Below are 21,205 nucleotides of genomic sequence, written 5' to 3'. Positions count from 1 at the left end.
CTTTCCTAGCGAGATTGAGCTGCGACACGCAACCTGCTCGTTCCCTCGATGGAGTGCCTTCTACGACGCTCCAACGGTATCAGATCGCGGCTCATTCAATGCTTGCCGTCGACGACCCGGCAGCGCTGATCGCATTTCCAGATGGTGCCGGATTCGTCGTTGGTTCATTGTTCCACCGCCATGGGGCCCCCGAGCCCATCTCCCGCTTCGAGCCTAATGACATCGAGGCAATCGAGCGTACGCTCGGCCAGCACATATTCGATCGGTTTTGGGGCTGCTACATCGCCGTCATTCGATCGCCGCGAGGGCTCGTGGTGCTCCGAGATCCTTCCGGTGCTCTGCCCTGCTATTACACGGCATCGCGAGATGAGCTCGTATTAGCTTCCGATCCATCGATGATCTTCGCCGCGACTGGCAGAGCGGTGGAGATCGATCGACCACAGCTCGCTCGGGTGCTCGGCCTTGGCGGTTTGCCGGAGGAACGCACGGCGCTCGAAGGAGTACGGCAAGTCTTGCCGGGATCCAGCTTGAGGGTTCTTGATCGACAGATATCGGCGCAATCGCGCTGGAACCCGTGGCACTTTGTGCAACAGCAGGGAGATTGCTCGGTCGAGGAGTACACCGAAAGGCTCCACCGCTCGACGCAGCTCTGCGTTAGCGCATGGTCCAAAGTTGGCGGCCGGTCTATCCTAGGGGTTTCTGGGGGCCTCGACTCGTCGATCGTGGCATCCTGTCTCCAATCGTCTGGTAGCGACTTTGCTTGCGTAACGATGGTGACCGAAGATCCACTAGGGGACGAGCGACCATATTCACGCGCGCTCGCGTCCCATCTGGGTCATCCGCTTCTCGAGGAGAGATATAGTCTTGAAGATGTCGATCTAGACCTGTCGTCGGTCCGGCACCTCGCAGTGCCGTTTGGTCGACCAGATTCACGCGCATATGATGCGGCCATGCTGCGCGCCGCGAAGCAGGTCGGCGCACAATCAATCTTCACAGGCAACGGAGGCGACAACGTCTTTTACATGAGCCATTCGGCGCGCCCGTTGGCGGATCGCTTTCGGTGCAGCGGCTGGTCGTACGGGCTCTTAAAGACGGTTAGCGATATCTCGACGTTAACAGGTGAGAACGGCGGCAAGGTTATTCTGCACGGAATTCGTGCGATTCAGCGATCAGCCGAAGGATACGTCTGGAGGCCCGAGCTTGATTTCTTAAGCGAGGAGATCACAGAGGAGTTAGCTTTAAATCCAGCGAATCATCCTTGGCTTGAAGCCACGGGAAAATACAGGCTTCCGGGCAAAGCTGCTCACATCGCAATGCTCATTCGCATGCATCACTCGCTTGATGCATACCGCGAGCGTGACGGTATTCCGGTTTTTCATCCGCTTGCGTCGCAGCCATTATTGGAGACGTGCCTACAGATCCCTGTTTGGCTGCAATGCCACCAAGGTTTTGATAGGTCCATCGCGAGGAGCGCTTTCCGTGCGGCACTTCCGGAGATCTTGATAAACCGCAGGACTAAGGGCGGGCCACAAGGCTTCAGCTTTCAGATATTTCGGCATTTTCGAGAAGAGATCAAGGATAGGCTGATGGACGGGCTTCTCGCCAATGAGCGGATCGTTGATCGACGGGCAATCGAAGCGGCGTTTGAGGCGGAACCCCAGACACGCGCCTATACTGTAGCGAGGCTACTGACGCTGGTCGACGCAGAAGCCTGGGCACGGCATTGGCGGTCTACGCATGGCGAGTTAGTCTGACCGCGTTTGCCGTTAGTTGTCAGATTTCCATTCGCGTCCATTGCCGATTCCCTTCAGCCAATAATCGAACCATCGAAGGTTTCGCTCATAGGCTGCTAGCCTATGTGCCGGTTGCCATTTTACGTGATGCTCGTTTGGAAAGACATACAATGCCACCGGATGTTTCGCCTGCTTTAGAGCCATGTAACTTGGAAGCGCCCCTCTAAACTCATCGTCGGATTGCTGTATCAATAAGGGAGCCGCGATGCTGCGGGCGTTTCCAACGAGGGACATATGCGACCAGAAATCAGAGTCGTAATCGATCAAAGTCGGCCAGCCGCTCTCGTGGTACGCCTCGGCAGCTCCGGGCCCGACGAGCGCATCCTGATACGGATCCCAGCAACACCCACTTACAGACGCCGCCTTGAACATTGAACTGTTAATCAGCGCGAACTGAACAGTAGACGATCCATCGCTCAAACCCGTAATGCCAATTTTTCGTGGATCCGCGATGCCCCGTTGGACAAGGTCCCAAACGGCCGTTTCAATAGATGAAAGTACATTTCTGCGATCCATCAATTTAAGATCAGACTTTCCAAGCGCTATGGAGTCATCGTTTGATCCGGGGCGAAGCCTCGTAACTGGCCGCTGAACGCTCAGAACTGCGTAGCCTCTATTAGCGAAAGCCTGGATTGGAAACTCGTCTCCCACACCACCTCTCAGAAAGCCTCTCGAGATATATTGGACAACGATCAGTGGGTAGGTTCGGCCACGGACGTATCCGACCGGGTATATGAGATCGCCAAACGTCTCTATCCCAAATTCATTGCGCCAGTTGAGGCGCTCGATTCTGCCAAGTGCCAATCGATGAAATTCCGGGTTGGGATCATAAACAACTTTGGTCCGGCCGCTTTTTGGATCTAGGATGATAATGTGCCGCGGATCGGCCGAACGCTCACGAGCACACACGAGTTGTTCGTCGACCGGCTGGCAGTCGATGAGTAAATCTGATGTGACATACAGGCGCGTCGCACGCTCGGCCCCTGGTCGCCACTCAAAGATGGCCATCTCGCCGTCGCCCCAGCCATACCGTCGGATGAACCGGATACGGCTGCTATCGCTCGTCCACCAGAGACTCAATGCCCCTGAACATTCCGGAGAACTGCAAACTTGGACCGATCCGCCCGCTCGCCTTATGGCGACTCTATCTTCACTTGTGGCTTGCTGAGGGCTAGCGTCGATAACGAAAGCGATTTCGCCCGTTCCCGATGTTGCCTCGGGACGCCGCCGTCCAACCTTGGAGTTTCTTGCGAGAGAGGCCGCTTCGAGTGGTGTGGCGTCTCGAGCAGTGCCATTCGGAAGGTCGATCGCTCTCGTAACGGTGTCCGTGACCCGCTGCTGTGGCCCGTTATCAAAGAGGGGAATGAAGCGGGAATCGTAGCGAAATCCTTGCAGCGACTCTGACTGGAACGCGGCTGCGAGTGACGGATCACGTCGACGAGAAGAGTAGATCAGCTGCCGTCCATCTGACGAAAGAAGAACATCGCCAACGCCTTCTGGTTCATGTGTGAGAGCTTCGCTATGCCCACCCCGCACGGAGGCACGCCAAACCTGGCTTATGGTGCCCAACGTTTTGAGAAAATAGAGCCACTTCCCGTCGCTGGACCAGATGAGCGGCGTGGCAGCCGGATATCCGGTACTGACCGTCCGGCCACCGATGCCGTCGACGAATTGCAGCGAAATATCGCCGCCATCGTCAACCGTTCGAGGCGGCGCGGCCGAGGTTAGGTCAACGACCACAATTTGGATTTGATATCGATTGCCAGAGGGGTCCGCGGTTCTAATTTGAACCGCAGCCGATCTCCGGTCTGGAGATAGAGCTATGATATGTTCGCCCGAGCCCGGAGATGAAGGACCTAGATCAGTCAATCGGGCAAGGTCGATCGCTTTCAGACTTGGTTTTGGATTGCTCACAATGAGCGTGGAACTCGCTGCGGAGTTGGCCAAGAAGATGGAAGCAGAGAGGGCAATACACCATCCCGACCGGAGATCTGCGAGCCGCAGACGGGGGCTTCGCATCAGAAGCTCTTGCTAATCGTCGCAGCGAAGAACCGACCTATGATAGGGTAGTTGCTTGCGTCGTAATGGTAGGCTCCGACGCTTGTTGTCCGAACATATGCTGGCTTTGCGTTGAACAAATTCAAAGCCGAAATGGAGATCTTCATGTTCGACAGAACCCCGACGTGAGGTGCGATCTCATATCCAGCAACCAAGTCGAAAGACTTATAATCACCCACGCGTACGTATGGTGCAACGCGATTGTCGAGTGTGCCGCCAATATAGGAAAGAGTGCCAGTAATTGAAAGGTTCGAGTGCTGCCATTCCATTGACGATGATGCGCGCCAATGTGGGGGGCGATATAAAATACCGGCAAGTTGTACAAGCGGTTGACCCGCGCTTAGTTGCTGGTCGCTCTTCAGGTAGCTCGCAGCGGCGTGCAGGTTGAAATGATCGCGGGTGCCGGCAGAAAAGCTGTAATCGAGGGCGCTATCGACGCCGCTAATTTTCTGAATTGCGGCATTTTGTAGGTAGTTTGTCACTAGCGCTACAACGTTTGAAGTCCTTGGATCGCCCCCTCCCTGATCAAAGAGCGTCGATATGCCGGAGAGTGCGGCCAGTACCTGGTCTCGACTTGGGTTCAAGGTTACATATGCACTATAAATAGGCGAAAAGGCGAGTGAGTTTTGCGGTATTGGAGAGACTGCGCGCGAGCGGTAATCGATTCGAAAATAACTCGCATCGACTCGCAGGCCCTCTGCGAACGATGGGGTTATGGACGCCGTGGCCGTCCAATTTGTGGCGCGCTCTGGTTTAAGATCTGGATTGCCGCCGGACACGTACAGCACAGTTCCTGCAACGGGGCTGGGGGGGAAGAATGCTGTCGTGCCAATCTGCGAATAGCCATTTCGTGGGCGGATAGACTGGTATTGAGTGGGGGCCTTGAAAGATTTGCCCCAGCTAAACTTAAATGCGATGTCGCGCGAAGGTGCAAATATAGCGCCGAGCTTCGGTGTCGCCACATCACCAACGTGAGTGATGTTCTCATATCGGACCGCGGCGGTGAAGCTCAAGCGGTTTACGAGTGGCACGTCATTCAGAGGCGCTATGACCGGAAGCGATATCTCGGCGTAACCGAAGGAAGTTGTTCTTCCGTTCACGAGATACTGGGAGGGGACGACCTGTCCACCGTCGATGGAAGCGATATCGAGGATAAACTTTGATCTTCGCGCGCCGCCGCCTAATGCGAGACGTGCGCTGCCTCCCGGTAATGGAAAAAGTGCCCCTTCCGCGCTCGCCTCGATAGATTGCACTCGGTTTGTGTAAATGCCTCTCTGCGTCAGATAGGGCACTCCCCCCAGAGCTACGTTCGCCAGCTGCATAGCTCGGCTTTGACCGATGACCGAACTGAGCCTCAGGTCCCAATGGTTGGGCAGGGAAAGTTTAAGGCTTGGTGCGGCGGTCCAGGATCGGGTGTTGATACGTATGTCGGCACCCGTACCGAGGCAGCCATCCATCACGGTATAATTGACACAAAGCCTGCTGCTTCGGTCATTCAGTTGGCCGTCAAACTCAAGCGAGAGCCGATCTGTTATTCTCTGATGCCCAGCAATGACGCCGCTGTTCTGTCGTTCACCACTCTGCAGTGTATCAGTCGGATCATTGGTTTGTGAATAGGACCTCTGTTTGGCTGTAATTGGTGTTACGTGCCGGAAGTCGTAAGCAACCATGATGCCACCGTCGGACCAGCGTTTGCCGGTCACAATGTTATATTGCTGTTCGACGTCGCCGCCGTCCGTTGAACCTCCAAACCGTGCGGACACAGTCGCGCCATCATAATCTCTGCGAAGAATGACATTGGCGACGCCGCCGACGGCGTCCGATCCATAGAGAGCCGACGACCCGTCGGTGACGACTTCGACGCGATCTAATGCCGCGAGAGGGATGGCGGAGATATCTACGCCCTGGCTCATCGCATCGTATGCCACGCGATGGCCATTGAAGAGCGTGAGTGTCGCGTCGGGACCCAGTCCACGGAAGTTCAGGGTCGAGGATGAGCTGACATTTTCTGAAGTGCCCTGACCTCCGCCTGGAATGCTTGGGTTTTGCCCACCTGAGTAATTCTGTACTATAGAGCGCGCGAATGTACCCAGATCGCTTATGCCGCGTTTCTCGATGTCGCTCCGAGTGACAACGGCTACCGGCGAGACTGGCTCGCTTCCTCGGATTCTTGAACCAGTGACGAGAATCTCGGTTCCGTCGGCCGAGCGACCTTCAAGATCGGCCGACAGCTTCGCTCGCCCGCGTATAATGATGACATCGCGTCTGTAGTGGGCAACAAGGCCCGAACCTTCGATCAGCACCCGTACCGCTTCGTCGGCGCTGTAGGTCCCGCGCAGAGATGGCGCCTTATGGCCGAGCACAGCCTCGGAGGTGAAAATGATCTCCTTGCCAGATTGGCGGCTTACGGTTTTGAGGGCTTCGCCGAGGTCGCCGGCTTCGATCTTGTATTCGACCCGACGCTGTTCCTGCGCGAGCGCAGCTGCGGGTGGGGTAAGCGTGCCGACCGCCACCGCCGCCAAAAGCGCACAACGAAAACGAGACCGAGACCGCATCTGAACCATTCTTGCCCCCTTGGAAATTCCCGACAAAATGGCGGGAGTTTCAGGGAGCATCGCAACAAAACTGCAATCTACGGGGTAGGGGGTAAAAGAATCTCCGGCTATTTTTTGTAGAGGGTGATTTCATCCGATTTGGTTCGTTCGACCTCGAGGTCGAACAGCACCGCAAGGCGATCAGCAACTTGATCGGCATTGTCGACGCGAAAACGGCCGCTGACTCTCAGCGTGCCGATCCCGGGGTCTCCAAGGCGGATTGAGGTGGCAGAATCCTTGTTCGCTTCGGCAACGACGGCGGACAATGGGGTCCGCTCATATTCCCGGATCAACGGCTGTGGCGGGGTAAGTGTCGCAGGTCCGATGCCGCTCTTCAACGACATCCCTGGAAGCGACACTGGGGTGATGGCCGCGAAGCTCAGCACCTCTCCTGGCTCCAGCCTGGCAATTGCAGGAGCGCCTCGGCCATCCTTTGCCCCCTGCGGCCGCTCAACGTCGACAGCGCCTCGCAGCAGTCGAACGGTCACCCGCTTGTCCCTGCCGAGAATGACGTCGAACACCGTACCCCGCGCCGTAACGCTTCCCCCGCCGGCACGCACGATGAATGGGCGCCCTTCATGCGCAACCTGGAAGCGCGCGCGCCCCCGCTCGAGCTTCAATTCGCGCCTGTCGTTTGTGAAGTTGGTCGCCAGTTCGCTCCCTTCGTCGAGATCGACAACTGATCCGTCAGCGAGGTGAATGGCGCGGCGTCCTCCGACCACCGTATCGTAGACCTGCCGTTCGGTGGTTGAAGTGCGGTCCAGCTGCGCGACCTGCACTGGCCGATTGGCCGAACCGCGCATCTCAATGTTCGCGAACCAGCTGCCAGCACCGACAACAAGAAGGACGCTCGCTGCCAGGCCGACCCATCTCCATTTTCGTCCGACAGGCTCATTGTCATTGGCCTCGTTCTCGATCTCTGTCTTCTGTGCGGCCAGAAATCGCCCAAGCGCGAAGATTTCGCCTGCGCGGTCGTAGGCATCACGGTGCGAAGCGCCAAGCGACAGCCAATGTTCGAACTCGGGCCGATAACTGTCCGCGTCCGGGCCACGCATGCGGGCGAACCAGAGCGCTCCTTCGCGCGTCAACTGATCCATTCGAGGGAAGCCGTCCGGCTGTTCGTTGTCAGCCATTGGAATTTCCGATGTTCTTGCCGATCCGCACGATGGCCTCCGCCACATGCCACTCCACAGTTCGGATGCTGATGCTCAGTTGCTCCGCAATCTGCCTGTAGCCCAACTCTTCTACCCTATGCAGCAAATACACCTCTTTTGTCCTGGGCGGCAGGCCGTCGATAGCGACACGATAGCGCTCCCGCATCTGGTTCAGCTCCGCAGCTTCATCGGGGCCGGCAACGTTCTGAGGAATTGGGCAGGACGCAGGGTCGAGAGACTGGCTTTTGGCCCAGCTTCGCACCCGGTCCGCCAGAAGGTGCCGCACAATCCCCTGGAGATAGGCGCCTGGATTGCTCCACGCGCTGGCCGACCGCGAAGCTGCCAGCCTCGTGAAGGCCTCCTGCACCAGGTCGTCCCGATCGTCTTCGAGCCATATGCGCCTTCGCAGGAAGGACCGTAGCTTGGGTGCCTCCTCATGATACAGGGCGACGAACTGACGTTCCTCGTAAATGGCGGTTGCCGGCGCGCAGGCGCCTTCGCTTTGCTGCGCCTGATACATGGGTTCAGGCGCACCTGACGGGATTCGACGGCGCCGACGCGCATCTGCAGCTTTGAGCGATAGACAGCATGATAGGACCACCCAGAGGTGGCGGGCAAAATCGTCCAACGCCTGCGCTCAACCGCGATGGATGAGCCCATCATCATGCCTGGAAGGATAAACCTACAGCCGGGCCCCAGCCTTCTCCCGCACTGCACCGAAAATGTGCCTTGATTTCTCACATGTGACAAGTGGTCAAACGCCGGTGCTTTCACGCTGCGATGCAGTAGAGAAATCGTCACTTGGGATCGCATTGGCGTGCCGACGGGGTTGCGGCCATTTCGACCATCCGATCAAAGAAGCGATCGAGCATCTTGCTCGTCTCTTCTCTGAGCTCGACGATGATCCGGCGCCCGTCCGATGGGTCACGGTGAAGATCCACAAACCCCCGTTCCGCTAGGCGATGGACGATCCGCTGGGAATTTCGCTCGGACGCACTGGACGTGCCGGTGAGCGATGTCAGTGAGCGCGGATGGACGCTTCTGTGGGTATAGAGGTCGAGCAGCATCTCGAATGCTGGAATCGTAAAAAGCTCCTTCCCGAACTCGTCGGCACGCAGCCGCTGAAGCTGCTCTGTCATTTCGATCATGCTGCAGCGCGTGAGCATTGCCGCTACCTGCCGCCCTTCCATCATTGGTGTGAGCTCCCCTCAGCCGATTGTCCCACAGGCCGTGGCGGACTGGCTTTCGATCTCGTTCGAGTGGGCATGACGGGCTCCTTTCTCATGCGACAGGGAAACCCATGGGGGCGTCGTTCATCTTGTAAGTTCTTGCGTGTAAATCGCCCGATCCGACTTTGCTCCATTTTGGATGGTAATGGACGAAGCCACTATAGGGTGTGATCCGGCAGGCCGGATGCGCTGGATGTAAGGCTTAGCCGTAGAACCGTGTTCGCAACTCCAATTTGGAGTGTTGATAATCCATCCAGAAGTGCAGGCGCCGAAGGTGGCATGGGCCGAAGTTGTGGGGATTTTACTTCGTCATTCATTGGCTGACTGAGGGCCCGTCAATTGTCGTCTAAATGGCGCGCTTGCGTGAAGATGTCCGTTAGTCGGCGGCATAAACTTGCTGGGAGGCGGCCGTCACCAGTCGAGGGAGGGGAGTGGGCGGAACCTGGTTGGGCAATCAGCGGATCGCCCTCGCAATGCTTGCCTCCTTCGTGGTTGGGCGCTTCTCGCGCCAATAACGCGACGTGCGGGCAAAGCAGGTTTTGGAGCACTTCCATGGCCAAACTCGCCAGCAGATATAATCCGGAGCTCGAGGCGATCGGCTCGGGTATCGTCAAGCGCCTGGGAGGCGTCTGGAAGCCGGGTGGCGCCATGTGCCTTTGCCCAGCTCATCCGGATCGAAGCCCGAGCCTTTCGGTTCGCGTCGGCGACCACGCACTGGTCTTCAAATGCTTTGCTGGCTGCGACAACCGCGACGTCATCCACGAGATCCTCCGTTTCGACGAGAAAGCGCTGCAGAGCGTCGAGCAAGCGTCCGTGCCGTCCTGCGGGGTGCCGACCGACAGTTGGCGCCGCCAACAGGCCTTGCGCATCTGGGATGAGGCGAAGCCGATCACCGGTACACCCGCCGAGATCTATCTGCGGCGTCGGCGTATCGCTGTGCTTCCGCGCGTTCTGCGCTTTCATCCCAGGACACCGCTCGGCAGCGGCGACGACGTCGACTTCAGACCGGCCATGATCGCGGCGCTTCACGATGGAGGCATGCATGATGAGGGGCGCTTCATAGCGATACAGCGCACCTTCTTCGATCGGGACGATGCGCGGCGCGCCCGGGATCTCGCCGATCCACGAATGACGCTTGGCCGACCCGACCGCGCCGCCGTCATGCTTGCGGCGGCAACGTCCGTCCTGGGCCTCGCCGAGGGCGTCGAGACTGCACTCTCGGCGATGATCCTCTTCGGCATTCCCGTCTGGGCGACGCTTGGGAGCGAGCGTCTGCACCAGATCGCGCTTCCCCGTCGCGTGAGCCGGCTCGTCCTCTTCCCCGACAACGACGTCGCCGGCGAGATCGGCGTGGCCCATGCGATGGACGCCTATGCGATCGCCGGTCGGACCATCGATGTCGAATTTCCGCCACCGGGATTCAAGGACTGGAACGACGTGCTCCGGCTTGGAGGGGAGGGAGTGGGGGAGTGGTGGCGGCAAGTGGCCTGATGGTCAGGCTGTTCCCGCCAGGAGACTATCCCCATGACCCAACTTCCTATCCTCGTGCCCGCGGCGAACCTCGCCAAGTCGCCGAGCAACGTGCGCACCACCAGCGATCCCGTTGCTGACGCCCAGCTCGAGGCGAACATCGCCGTCAAGGGCGTGCATCAGAATCTGATCGGCGTGCCGGTTTCGCGCAAGAAAGGGCATTACCGCATTATCGCGGGCGGCCGCCGGCTCGATGCTGTCCACCGTCTGATCGAGAAAGGCGTCTTCGCCGCTGACTATCAGCTCGCGGTGCTGGTTCTCGGCAACGCCAAGGACGCGATCGAAACCAGTTTTGCGGAGAATTTTTTCCACCTTGCGATGAACCCGGCCGACACTTGCCGGGCTTTTCAGGACATCATCGACAGCGAAGGCAAGACGCCCGAGGACGTGGCCAAGCGCTTCGGTCTCACCGAGCGTTTCGTTCGCAGCCGGCTTCGCCTCGCTGACCTCGCCGATCCGATCTTCGAGGCGCTGCGCAACGGCGAGATCACGCTGAACGTGGCCGTGGCCTATGCCAGCAACAGCGACCGGACCCGGCAGGCGGAGGTCTTCGAACTGCTTAAGGACGGCTATTATCGGACCAACGTCAACGAGATCAAACGGCAGCTCGCCGAGGACACCTATGTCGGCAGCGATCCCAAGGCGCTGCTGGTCGGACGCGACGCTTATATCGAGGCTGGCGGCCGGGTCGATCTCGATCTCTTCTCCGACTCGGCCACCGAGCGCTGGATCGACGGTCACCTCCTCAATCGTCTTGTCGCCGACAAGCTCGCTGTCGCGTGATCCTGCTCGATGAGTCCCATGCGCTCGGCAACGCCGCGGGCACCGAGACCGAATTCGGCGTGGCAAAAGGCTCCGAGCAGGGACTGGCCGGTGTCCGCCTGCAGAACGCATTGCCGCGCGCCCGGGTGATCTATGTCTCGGCAACGGGCGCCACCAAGCCCGAAAACCTGAGCTATACGGCGCGGCTAGGCCTGTGGGGTCCGGGCACCGCGTTTCAGGACCGCGACGCATTCCTCGCCGCAATGGAGGAAGGCGGCATCGCCGCGATGGAGATCGTGGCGCGCGATACCAAGGCGATGGGCCTCTATACCGCTCGCGCCCTCAGCTTCGCCGGCGTCGAATATGACCCGCTCGAGCATAAGCTCACTCCCGACCAGATAGCGATCTACGATGCCTATGCCGATGCATGGGCCGTGATCCATGCGGGCGTCGCCGCCGCGCTTGAGGCCGCCAATATCGTCGATCCCGCATCCGGCCGCACGCTCAATGCCATGGCCAAGGGCTCGGCGCTCAGCCGGTTCGAGAGCTCCAAGCAGCGCTTCTGGTCCGCCCTCCTGATCTCGATGAAGATGCCGACCTTCTTCCAGGCCATCGAGACCGAAATCGCCGCCGGCAATGTCGCGGTGGTGCAGCTCGTCAGCACATCCGAAGCGATCCTCGATCGGCGCCTCGCCGAACTTTCGCCCGAAGAACGGGCGCATCTGGATTTGGAGCTTTCTCCCCGCGCCACGATGATCGATTACCTCAAGAGCGCCTTCCCGACCCAGCAGATGCGTGTGTTCGCGACCAGCGACGGATCCCTTCGGTCGGAGCCCATGCGCGACGAGGACGGAAACATGGTCCAGTGCGCCGAAGCCATCGCCAGGCGCGACGCTTTGATCGAGGAGCTCTGCGCGATGCCGCCGGTTCCTGCTGCCCTCGATGCGCTGATCGCTCATTTCGGCACGGCAAAGGTCGCCGAAGTGACCGGGCGCTCGCGCCGCATCGTCATCGGCAATGATGGTTGCCAGAAGCTCGAACATCGTGGGGCACGCGCCAACCTCGCCGAGACACAGGCCTTCATGGATGGGCAAAAGCCGATCCTGGTCTTCTCGGACGCGGGCGGCACCGGACGATCCTATCACGCCGACCTCGGGTGTCGGACGGCTGACAAGCGACGCATCCACTTCCTGCTGGAGCCGGGCTGGCGCGCCGATGTCGCGATCCAGGGCCTGGGGCGCACGCATCGCACCAACCAGAGCGCGCCGCCGGTGTTCCGCCCCGTGACAACGGACTGCAAGGGCGAGCGCCGCTTCATCTCGACGATCGCCCGCCGGCTCGACAGCCTCGGCGCCTTGACGCGCGGCCAGCGCCAGACCGGCGGCCAGAACATGTTCGATCCGGCGGACAATCTGGAGAGCGACTATGCGCGCGAGGCGCTGACGCAATGGTACCACCTGTTGCATGGTAAGAAGCTTGCGAGCGTCACGCTGGCCGACTTCCAGTCGATGACCGGGCTCAAGCTCATCGACGACGACGGCACGCTGCTCGACAAGCTCCCGCCGATCCAGCGTTGGCTCAATCGGATTCTGGCGCTGCGGATCGCCACGCAGAACGCGATCTTCGACGAATATATGGGTCTCATCCAGGCACGCGTCGACGCCGCGCGCGAAGCCGGAACGCTCGATGTGGGCGTGGAGACGATCCGCGCCGAACAGGTTATCGTACGATCCGAACAGACGCTTCGCACCGACCCGGTGACTGGCGCCGAGACGAAACTGCTCAGGCTCGAACTCCATCTGCGTCCTCGCGTCATGCACTGGAAGCGGCTGATGCAGATCTGGGAGGGCACGAGCGAGATCGCCTATCTCTACGACAGCCGGTCGAAGCGCGTGGCGCTCAAGGTACCGTCCTGGTCGATCACCGACGAGGAAGGCCGGATCATCTCGATGTGCCAGCTTGTGCGCCCCACCGGCGCAACCCGCATGCAGGAGATCGCGATGTGGGCGAGCCTTTGGAAGGACATCGACCGCGATCAATTTCAAAAGCTCTGGGAAACAGAGGCGAGCGAGGCCGAAGCGAAGGTCGAGATCGAGATCGTCAATGTCGCGACCGGCCTTCTGCTGCCCGTCTGGCACCGGCTTCCGCAGGACGACGTTCGCGTCTGGCGGATCGATGACGGCGAGGGTACCTCGATCCTCGGCCGGTTGATCCCGGCAGAGGCCATGGCGGACTTGCAGTCGGCGTTCGGTCTCGATGGGACGGTCGACCTTACGGCCACTGAAATGATAGCGGCCGCACAGACGGGATCCGGCATCGCCATACCCGGCCTTGGTGGCGCGATGCTGGCGACGGCGCTGGTCAACGGCACCCGTCGTCTCGAAATCCGCAACTATCGGCCTGAAGATCGCGAGCGACTGAAGGCACGCGGCGTGTTCAGCGAGGTCATTCAGTATAGGACCCGGCTATTCGTGCCACTGGACCGCTCGAACGAGGTGGTCGACGCAATTGTCGCGATGACGCGGATTTGATCCGCGCAGCCCCTTGGCGCGACAGAAATGGAGAGCGGTCCGGGGCTTTCGGAGCCCCGGGCCACCTCATCATTCGGCAGGCGCTCCCGCTTCCGACGCAACCTCGGCTGGAGCCGAGGTCTGGGCGGCACCTTTCGGTGCTCTGCTCCGCTTGGGCTTCGCGGTAGCATCGGCACTCGCCGCGGGAGCTTTTCCGACAGCGGCCTTCGGTGCTTTGGCCGGCTTCGCAGTCTTGGTGGTCTTGGTCGCTTTCGCAGCCTTGGGAGTCGTGCTCTTCGATGCCTTGGCTGCGGGCTTCGGCTCGGCGATCACTGCTTTCGTGCGAGAACGACGGGCCGGCGCGGGCTTGATCGGTGTTGCTGTAGCATCAACCGGCTTGGCCGTCTCGGTGATCGGTGTCGCCGGTACTTCCTCAGCCACCGGCGCCGGAGCGCTCTTGCGCTTGCCACCGAGGCCGAACTTCTGCGCAACCTCGCGGCGTGCCGCTGAATAGCTTGGCGCCACCAGAGGATAATCGGCCGGCAGACCGTATCGGGCGCGATAATCGGCGGGAGTCAGCCCGTGCGTCGAGAGATGTCGCTTGAGAGCCTTGTAGGGCTTGCCATCGATCAAGCTCAGGATCTGATCGGGCGATGCCAGACTTTCCTCAATCGAAACCGCCGGCTTATATTCCTGCGCCGCTGCCGGCGTTTCAGGAGCGACGGGCTCGGCCTCTGGTGCCGGCGCGGTCGAAGAAGGTTCTGCGGCCGAAACTCCCGCCGCCGGCGTCGGCGCATCGCCGAGCAGAGCCCGCCGCGTTCCCTCGACGAGGGCCGGCAACTCGCTGCTCGGTACGGTATTGTTCGCGAAATAGGCACTGAGCAACGTCACGGTCAATGACATGACGCCCGCATCTTCGGACTCGGCCATGCAATATCCTTCTTCTGGCTGGAACTTCTGGTCTTGGAGCAGGCTCACTTGCGTAAGCGTAAATGAACTCGTGCCTTCATTTCAGGTCCGAGTCAAAAAGGAGGGGAGGGGGGCTTCCAAGGATGCCGCGGCAATCGTGCCACGCGCTATTCCTTGGAGGAAATCCATGACCGATTATTCCGCACCGGGCGCGTCTGCGCGCTTGTACAGCCAGACCAACCATGACGAACGCGGTAACTTTCACTATCAGGGTGATCTCTATCGTGCCGGCGACAACCTCGCCACGCTGGCGGCCCGCATCGAAGGTCATCTGAAAGCGAAGTTTCCCGCGACGAGCTTTGCGATCAGGACTGAAAAGTTTGCCGGCGGCCGAAAGATCACCGCCGAGATCCTCGATACACCAACCGATCTCACCCCACGCGACGCGCAAAATAGCTTCTTCGTGGAGGTGCGCGACCAGATGGAACGTTTCGGCTTCACGCGGTCCAATCTGCTGCAGGACTTCCACACCTGTTCGTTCTACTGCGAAGCATGCATCAGCCAGGCCTATTGGGCGGCGCAGGCCGCCCGCTGCGGCGCGAAAAACCCGGTCCAGGCGAAGGTGACGCTCGCGGCCTTCAAGAAGCAGGTCAGGGCGGGTGACAGGCTGAAGCTGATCGACGCGCCCGCAGGACATCGTGCGCTCGGGACGACAAGGGCGATCGCGCAGGTCCGTTCTGGTGACATGATCCTTGAGGGGCGCTCCTATCTCACCTTCCCGCGCGCCTCCGCCTTCGCCTGTGACGGAAAGTTCGTCCGCATATCCATCGGTTCCGAATATGATCCTGGCGCGCATCTGCTCTATGAATGGTTGCGGCATCAGGCAGTCTGATCGATGGCATACATCCTCGCGGGCGCGCCGTGTGCAACAAGCCACCATACGATCGAAAGCGGTCACGCGCTGCGTCTCCGCGCCCCACCCACCCATTGGTGACTTCAACGGGGGTACATAACCGAGCAATCTTCAGGCCGTCAGCTCTCTCGGATGGGCAACTTTGATGTCACCAACTACGGATGAAATTATCCTGTCGATACACTGGCGGTACAATTTTCATCGTGGCATACAGCAAAGCACAATCCATCGAAGTATTAGCGACCGCGACCCCTCTGCCAAGAGACAACCGGCATGGCGACAAGCAACTCGCAGAATACTATACCTTTCCCGGGTCGTCGCCCGCTGAAGGTCTATGCCTTCGATCCGAGCTTGGGCCGCATGCTCGGCAATCATCTGACGCTCGATGTACGCTATGAGCCGTTGAAGCCGGGGCCGGTCGGGGCACGGTTCGCGGTTGTCGATTATGATGGCAACGCCAAGATGTTTTATGAGGCGGTCGATCTCGATCATCCCGCAATCCTGCTTCGCGGCGGCCTCGATCCAACGGAATCCGACCCGCGCTTTCACCAGCAGATGGTCTATGCGGTCGCCTCCGAAACGCTCGAACGCTTCGAAGTCGCCCTGGGCCGGCGCATCCGCTGGCGGCACGCCAAGAGCCGGACCGCGCCGCTCAAACTCTTTCCCCACGCGCTCAAGCAGGCGAACGCCTTTTACAGTCGCGACGCCGGCGGCATCCTGTTCGGCTATTTTCAGGCAAGCCAAGATACGCAGGGTGATGTGCTCCCGGGCCAGACGATCTTCACCTGCCTGTCGCACGATATCATCGCGCATGAGGTGACCCACGCGGTCATCGACGGCATCCGTCAATATTTCACCGAGCCGACCAACATCGATGTCGCCGCCTTCCACGAGGCATTTGCCGACCTTGCCGCGCTTTTCCGTCATTTTTCGCATCAGGAAGCGCTGATCGAGGCACTGCAGCGGACCGGCGGCAGGCTCTATGGTCCGAGCCTGCGGGCCGAGGCGTCGGACGGCACGGAGAATTCGCCGATCGGGGGGCAGTTGGCGTCGGACAACCCGCTGGTTTTCCTCGCCCGCCAATTCGGAATGGTCTCAGGCCATGGCGTCGGCCTGCGCGACGCAATCGACCAGAAGGCGGATCCCAATGACATCCGCGTACTGACCGAGCCGCATGCGCGCGGCTCGATCCTCGTTGCCGCGATGTTCGACGCCTATTTTACGACCTACATCCGGCGGACCGCGGACCTGTTCCGGATTTACCGCGCCGGATCGGGGCAGGCGAACCCGGTCGACCTGCCTATGCCGCTGGCAACGCTTCTGGCCGAACGAGCGAGCAAGACGGCCGAGATGTTTTTTCAGATCTGCGCGCGGGCGCTCGATTACTGCCCGCCCGTCGACATCACGTTCGGCGATTTCCTGCGCGCTGTCATCACCGCCGACACGGACCTCTATCCGGTCGATGCGCACCGTGTCCGCGAAGCGATCATGCAGGCGTTCCGTCGTCGCGGCATCACGCCCGATGGCGCCGGCTATTTCTCGGAAGAGGCGCTCCGCTGGCCCGACGCGCCCAGCGAGCTTCCCCCGGTCAACGGACTGGTTTTCGGCGACCCCAATGGGCTGACCGATCAGGAGAAGGCGATCAATGCGCCGATCCTGCGCAGATACGCCAAGGACAACGCCGCCCTTCTCGGCTTCGATCCGACACAGGGCCGGATCGCTGCTCCCTCCTTTCACCCGATGTTCCGCCTGGGCGAGGACGGGGTCTTGCGGATCGATATGGTCGTCGAGTTCATCCAGACGACGACTGAGTGGTTCGATCCCGCCATCCCCGAGCTGGGCAAATTCGAGATGCGCGGCGGCGTCACTGTCATGATCGCCAGCCCGCCCTTCGAAGGGGAGCAGCGCGGTGAGCCGCGCGTGCGCTACGTCATCCCGCGAAAGCGAAGCAAGGAGCGGTTCGAATGCCAGCGCTCGGCCTTCGCAGCGGGCGGCATGATGACGAGCGACCATCGCATCGACTTCGCCCTCGTTCATGGAGCCTGAAGATGGCCGGCATTGTACCTGTCGAAAACGCCGGCCCGATCATCGGAGCTGCCGGCATCCGTGTTCGCATGTACCGTGTCGGCTTCGGTGATTTCTTCCTCCTGAGCCTCAAGCAGGACGACGAGGTAGCCCACATTCTCATCGACTGCGGCGTCCACGCCAAGCCGACCAACAGCATCGACGATGCAGTCGCGCAGCTCAAGGTCGACACCAAGGGGCATCTCGCGCTGGTCATCATGACTCATCGTCACGCCGATCATATTTCTGGCTTCGCCAAATGCGCGGCGACCTTCAAGGAGTTTCAGGTCGATCAGGTCTGGATGCCCTGGTTCGAAGATCCGTCGAATGCGCAGGCTGTGAAGATCCAGGCCGGGATCACGGCGGTGGCGCAGCGCCTGCAGATGGCCTTCTCGGCGAACGCCAGCCCGGGCAACAGCTCTTTTGCGCTCATGGCGGGCAACATCCTCGGGTTCGACATCGCCGGTCAATCGTCAAACGACCTCGCGCTCTCGGTTCTGCATAAGGGTTTCGCCAACACACCCTCCAAAGTCGCCTATCTCAAGGCGGGCGACGACGCGCCTTTGCCTGACGTCCTGACGAAGATGCAGCTCAGCGCGGAGATCCTCGGGCCACCGACCGATCCGAAGCTGGTCAGCCAGATGGACGGCAAGAACCACCAATATCTCGACCAGCTCGATGCCAGCACGGGAAAGACCGACAGCTCGCCCTTGTTTGGTGGTCAATTCAATTCCGATGGCGGCGCATTCGGGGACGAAATACTGGGCCAGAATGGCCTGTTGAATGTGACGCGAAAAATTGCGCAGGCGCAGCCGGACGTCATCCGTGCAATCGCCCAGCAGGCCGACAACACGATCAACAATCAGAGCATCGTGGTGCTCTTCGAATTCAACGGCAAGAAATTGCTGTTTGCCGGCGACGCCCAGTGGGGCAACTGGCAAAATCTGCTGTTCGGCGGCGCGTTCGGGGCGCCAGGGCATACGGCATTGACCGAAGAGGCCAAGGCGATCCTGAAATCGATCGATTTCTATAAGGTCGGCCACCACGGCAGCACGAACGCAACCCCGGTCGACGCGCTCGATGCGATGCGGGATGGGATCGTGGCGATGTGTTCGACCGCGGTCGGCGCCTATGGGAGCGAGAAGAACAAGAGCGAGGTGCCGCGCGTCCCGCTGATGGACGCTCTCAAGGCGAAGACCGGCGGCAAGCTCGCGCGCAGTGACCAGGCGCCGGTGCCGGGGGCCGACACATTCCCCGACCCCCTCGACCCAGCCTTCGATATGCCGACCCACGAACTCTTCATCGACTATCACCTCTGATGATCGACGAAGCCCCTCCCTCTGGCGCACCCGCTCGACTGGCGGTCCCGGTCAACGAGCCGGACACGCATCCCGGGCCGCCCGACGACGGGATCGGCCTCGCGCTGTCCGGCGGCGGCTTCCGGGCGATGCTCTTCCATCTCGGCACGCTCTGGCGGCTCTATGATGCCGATGCGCTTGCGGGCATTGCGCGCATATCGAGCGTGTCCGGCGGCTCGATTACATCAGCCGTGCTCGCGCTCGCCTGGTCCAGGCTCTCTTTCAATGCGACCGATCCGCGCGACTTCGTCGAACATGTCGTTAAGCCGATACGTGCTTTCGCGGACCGCACCGTCGATGTCGGCGCGGTGCTTCGCGGGATCGTCCTGCCAGGTTCGATCGCAGACAAAGTCGCTGGCGCCTACCGCAAGCATCTGTTTGGAACGGCAACGCTGCAGCATTTTCCCGATAGTCCGCGCTTTGTGATCAACGCGTCCAACCTCCAGACGGCGGCCCTTTGGCGCTTCTCCAAGCCCTATATGGGCGACTGGCGAACCGGCCTGATCGACAGGCCCGATCTGCAGGTGGCCATCGCGGTCGCGGCCTCCTCGGCGTTCCCGCCGATCCTCTCGCCCATGCACCTCAAGGTCGATCCGACCAAGTTCCGACCGGACACGTCAGCGACGCTGCAGCATCCGCCTTTTACCGAGGAGGTGATCCTGAGCGATGGCGGCGTCTATGATAATCTCGGACTCGAGACGATCTGGAAGCGCTATCGGACGGTGCTGGTGAGCGACGCAGGCATGAAGATTGCGCCCGATGGCAAACCCCATACGGACTGGGTCCGCGGCGCGATGCGCGTGGCCGACATCGTGGACAGTCAGGTAAGGTCGCTTCGCAACCGCCAGTTGATGGCTAGTTTCGCCGAGCCGCCAACATCCCCAAATTTTCGTAAGGGCGCCTATTGGAGCGCGCGATCGGACCTGACCGTTTATCCCGCACCAGAAAAGCTCGCGTGCCCTTTCGCCAGGACCAGCCAGCTCGCGATCACGCCGACCCGGCTCGCGAAAATCGACGCCGCGACCCAGGAGCGCCTGATCAATTGGGGTTACGCCTCGTGCGACGCGGCGATCCGCAGCTATCTCGATCCAGCCCTGCCTCCGCCCTCTGGCTTCCCATATCCGATCGGTGTCTGACACGTCGCTGCGATGACTGCTCTGCGCGACGATATCCACGGCGAGACTGGGCGCTGCAATTTCCTCGGCCGCCCCGTACGGCCGTAACGCTGCCGATGGCTGTGCGCGTCTCGCGATAGCTCCCGTTCGCGGCATCGCCCGCTTCCGCAGAATGTCCCAGCCCTCCCTCTCGTGATCGGGCCCACAGGGCCCGCCCAGCGCCGTCTCGAACGTGGCCGCCCGTGCCCCGCGCGTAAGCGCCGTTTTGACCCCACCTTGCGCAGATTTTTGGGTGTTGCAGTTGTGTATGGATGGATGACGCAACGCCAACGAGCACACTGGACACGGATGCTGGAGCGGCTCTGAAGCCGGTCCGGCGTCTTGAAGTTTTGAAGGGGACGACCGGCCGGCGCCGGACCTGGACGCTGGAAGAGAAGCTGGCGCTGGTTGCGGAGATGGAGCGCAGTGGCAACATTGCCGCGTTTTCGCGGGAGCGCGATGTCAGCACGTCGCTCCTCTACACATGGCGGCGCGAATTGCGTTATGCGGTTGAGGCCCGCCAGTTGCCGCCGCACCCGGATCCCATGTTCGTACCGGTTCTGGAAAAGGCGCCGGCACCAGCGTGTACGTCAGCCGATGGGATGGTAGAGATCGAGATTGCCGGCGCCCTCGTCCGGATCGGGCAGGCCGTGCGAACTGATCTGGCCGTGGCTGTCATACATGCGCTGCGGGGTGCCAAGGCTGAAGACCGCCCATGATCGGGATTGGGCCTGGCGCGCGCGTGATGGTGGCAACGCGTCCGGTAGACTTCCGCAAGGGACCCGACGCTTTGGCCGCGCTGGTGGGCGCTAAATATGGCGGCGATCCTTTTTCTGGTGTGATCTACGTGTTCCGGGCCAAGCGGTCAGACCGTGTCAAACTGGTCTGGTGGGACGGCACCGGGCTGTGCCTGATGGCCAAGAAGCTGGAGTCCGGCGGCTTCAAGTGGCCGGCGATCCAGGACGGCGTGATGCGGCTGACTTCCGCACAATTGGGGGCTTTGCTCGAAGGTCTGGATTGGCGCCGGGTGCACGGTGGACGCAAGCCCATCGCCCCGCAGATTGCCGGTTGACGCAGGGTTCTTCCGCTGATTCACTGCCTGCATGTTGGTGGAAGCAGATCTGCCCGAAGACATCGAAGCACTCCGCGCGTTCGCGCTCGAGCAGTCCCGCAAGCT

At 60.7% G+C, this 21,205-nt stretch carries 15 protein-coding genes and 1 pseudogene; 10 read left to right on the top strand and 6 right to left on the bottom strand.

What is annotated here, in order from left to right; translation table 11 throughout:
• Positions 1 to 98: 98 nt before the first annotated feature.
• Positions 99 to 1,754, top strand: a complete 1,656-nt coding sequence (locus FHT19_RS19705) for an asparagine synthetase B family protein (protein ID WP_169476460.1) — start codon at positions 99 to 101, stop codon at positions 1,752 to 1,754.
• 12 nt (positions 1,755 to 1,766) lie between these two features.
• Here FHT19_RS19705 and FHT19_RS19700 read toward each other — a convergent pair whose 3' ends face one another.
• The 5 genes from FHT19_RS19700 to FHT19_RS19680 all read right to left on the bottom strand — a co-directional run bounded on the left by FHT19_RS19700 (position 1,767) and on the right by FHT19_RS19680 (position 8,747).
• Positions 1,767 to 3,740 (bottom strand): Atxe2 family lasso peptide isopeptidase, encoded by a 1,974-nt coding sequence (locus FHT19_RS19700; RefSeq protein ID WP_169476459.1) that lies wholly within the window; start codon positions 3,738 to 3,740, stop codon positions 1,767 to 1,769.
• Positions 3,741 to 3,811: 71 nt separating this feature from the next.
• Positions 3,812 to 6,415, bottom strand: a complete 2,604-nt coding sequence (locus tag FHT19_RS19695; protein WP_169476458.1) for a TonB-dependent receptor — start codon at positions 6,413 to 6,415, stop codon at positions 3,812 to 3,814.
• A gap of 98 nt (positions 6,416 to 6,513) precedes the next feature.
• On the bottom strand, positions 6,514 to 7,578 hold the full coding sequence (locus FHT19_RS19690; protein WP_169476457.1) for a FecR domain-containing protein: 1,065 nt from the start codon (positions 7,576 to 7,578) through the stop codon (positions 6,514 to 6,516).
• Positions 7,571 to 8,119, bottom strand: coding sequence for an RNA polymerase sigma factor (locus FHT19_RS19685; RefSeq protein WP_169476456.1), 549 nt, complete (start codon positions 8,117 to 8,119; stop codon positions 7,571 to 7,573). The genes FHT19_RS19690 and FHT19_RS19685 overlap by 8 nt, the downstream gene beginning before the upstream one ends.
• A gap of 277 nt (positions 8,120 to 8,396) precedes the next feature.
• A complete protein-coding gene (locus tag FHT19_RS19680) occupies positions 8,397 to 8,747 on the bottom strand; it encodes a hypothetical protein (RefSeq protein ID WP_248290568.1) in 351 nt (116 codons plus the stop codon).
• A 633-nt stretch (positions 8,748 to 9,380) separates the two neighbouring features.
• On the opposite strand from FHT19_RS19680, the gene FHT19_RS19675 reads away from it, so the two are divergent.
• The 3 genes and pseudogenes from FHT19_RS19675 to FHT19_RS19665 all read left to right on the top strand — a co-directional run.
• The gene (locus tag FHT19_RS19675; protein WP_169476454.1) at positions 9,381 to 10,319 is read left to right on the top strand and encodes a toprim domain-containing protein; all 939 of its coding nucleotides are present in this window, start codon (positions 9,381 to 9,383) and stop codon (positions 10,317 to 10,319) included.
• 33 nt (positions 10,320 to 10,352) lie between these two features.
• Positions 10,353 to 11,141 (top strand): ParB N-terminal domain-containing protein, encoded by a 789-nt coding sequence (locus FHT19_RS19670; RefSeq protein WP_348981804.1) that lies wholly within the window; start codon positions 10,353 to 10,355, stop codon positions 11,139 to 11,141.
• A pseudogene (locus FHT19_RS19665) lies at positions 11,138 to 13,651 on the top strand (strawberry notch C-terminal domain-containing protein); the annotation flags it as partial. The gene FHT19_RS19670 and the pseudogene FHT19_RS19665, both read left to right, overlap by 4 nt.
• A gap of 69 nt (positions 13,652 to 13,720) precedes the next feature.
• Here the strand turns inward: FHT19_RS19665 and FHT19_RS19660 are convergent.
• On the bottom strand, positions 13,721 to 14,560 hold the full coding sequence (locus tag FHT19_RS19660) for a MucR family transcriptional regulator (RefSeq protein ID WP_169476453.1): 840 nt from the start codon (positions 14,558 to 14,560) through the stop codon (positions 13,721 to 13,723).
• Positions 14,561 to 14,726: 166 nt separating this feature from the next.
• On the opposite strand from FHT19_RS19660, the gene FHT19_RS19655 reads away from it, so the two are divergent.
• The 6 genes from FHT19_RS19655 (at position 14,727) to tnpB (ending at position 21,100) form a co-directional block, all read left to right on the top strand.
• Positions 14,727 to 15,431, top strand: a complete 705-nt coding sequence (locus FHT19_RS19655) for a hypothetical protein (RefSeq protein ID WP_169476452.1) — start codon at positions 14,727 to 14,729, stop codon at positions 15,429 to 15,431.
• 294 nt (positions 15,432 to 15,725) lie between these two features.
• The gene (locus FHT19_RS19650) at positions 15,726 to 17,498 is read left to right on the top strand and encodes a peptidase M4 (RefSeq protein ID WP_169476451.1); all 1,773 of its coding nucleotides are present in this window, start codon (positions 15,726 to 15,728) and stop codon (positions 17,496 to 17,498) included.
• 2 nt (positions 17,499 to 17,500) lie between these two features.
• Positions 17,501 to 18,835, top strand: coding sequence for a hypothetical protein (locus FHT19_RS19645; protein ID WP_211184963.1), 1,335 nt, complete (start codon positions 17,501 to 17,503; stop codon positions 18,833 to 18,835).
• Complete coding sequence (locus FHT19_RS19640; RefSeq protein WP_169476450.1) at positions 18,835 to 20,010, top strand: patatin-like phospholipase family protein; 1,176 nt, start codon at positions 18,835 to 18,837, stop codon at positions 20,008 to 20,010. The genes FHT19_RS19645 and FHT19_RS19640 overlap by 1 nt, the downstream gene beginning before the upstream one ends.
• Positions 20,011 to 20,300: 290 nt before the next feature.
• Positions 20,301 to 20,747, top strand: a complete 447-nt coding sequence (locus FHT19_RS19635; RefSeq protein ID WP_169476449.1) for a transposase — start codon at positions 20,301 to 20,303, stop codon at positions 20,745 to 20,747.
• Entirely contained in the window at positions 20,744 to 21,100 is a 357-nt protein-coding gene (gene tnpB, locus FHT19_RS19630; RefSeq protein WP_168558150.1) for an IS66 family insertion sequence element accessory protein TnpB, read from the top strand. The genes FHT19_RS19635 and tnpB overlap by 4 nt, the downstream gene beginning before the upstream one ends.
• Positions 21,101 to 21,205: the final 105 nt, after the last annotated feature.

The sequence above is a fragment of the Novosphingobium sp. SG919 genome (assembly GCF_012932495.1).
In the GTDB taxonomy this organism is placed as follows: Bacteria; Pseudomonadota; Alphaproteobacteria; order Sphingomonadales; family Sphingomonadaceae; genus Novosphingobium; species Novosphingobium rhizosphaerae.
This window is presented reverse-complemented; position numbering and strand designations above follow the sequence as displayed.

What these genes read in the sequence shown, in the direction of transcription:
- tnpB (WP_168558150.1), top strand. Translation starts at nt 20,744, where the DNA reads ATGATCGGGATTGGGCCTGGCGCGCGCGTGATGGTGGCAACGCGTCCG.
- FHT19_RS19690 (WP_169476457.1), bottom strand. Translation starts at nt 7,578, where the DNA reads ATGGCTGACAACGAACAGCCGGACGGCTTCCCTCGAATGGATCAGTTG.
- FHT19_RS19670 (WP_348981804.1), top strand. Translation starts at nt 10,353, where the DNA reads ATGACCCAACTTCCTATCCTCGTGCCCGCGGCGAACCTCGCCAAGTCG.
- FHT19_RS19705 (WP_169476460.1), top strand. Translation starts at nt 99, where the DNA reads ATGCTTGCCGTCGACGACCCGGCAGCGCTGATCGCATTTCCAGATGGT.
- FHT19_RS19695 (WP_169476458.1), bottom strand. Translation starts at nt 6,415, where the DNA reads ATGGTTCAGATGCGGTCTCGGTCTCGTTTTCGTTGTGCGCTTTTGGCG.
- FHT19_RS19655 (WP_169476452.1), top strand. Translation starts at nt 14,727, where the DNA reads ATGACCGATTATTCCGCACCGGGCGCGTCTGCGCGCTTGTACAGCCAG.
- FHT19_RS19680 (WP_248290568.1), bottom strand. Translation starts at nt 8,747, where the DNA reads ATGATCGAAATGACAGAGCAGCTTCAGCGGCTGCGTGCCGACGAGTTC.
- FHT19_RS19675 (WP_169476454.1), top strand. Translation starts at nt 9,381, where the DNA reads ATGGCCAAACTCGCCAGCAGATATAATCCGGAGCTCGAGGCGATCGGC.
- FHT19_RS19650 (WP_169476451.1), top strand. Translation starts at nt 15,726, where the DNA reads ATGGCGACAAGCAACTCGCAGAATACTATACCTTTCCCGGGTCGTCGC.
- FHT19_RS19635 (WP_169476449.1), top strand. Translation starts at nt 20,301, where the DNA reads ATGGATGACGCAACGCCAACGAGCACACTGGACACGGATGCTGGAGCG.
- FHT19_RS19685 (WP_169476456.1), bottom strand. Translation starts at nt 8,119, where the DNA reads ATGTATCAGGCGCAGCAAAGCGAAGGCGCCTGCGCGCCGGCAACCGCC.
- FHT19_RS19645 (WP_211184963.1), top strand. Translation starts at nt 17,501, where the DNA reads ATGGCCGGCATTGTACCTGTCGAAAACGCCGGCCCGATCATCGGAGCT.
- FHT19_RS19640 (WP_169476450.1), top strand. Translation starts at nt 18,835, where the DNA reads ATGATCGACGAAGCCCCTCCCTCTGGCGCACCCGCTCGACTGGCGGTC.
- FHT19_RS19660 (WP_169476453.1), bottom strand. Translation starts at nt 14,560, where the DNA reads ATGGCCGAGTCCGAAGATGCGGGCGTCATGTCATTGACCGTGACGTTG.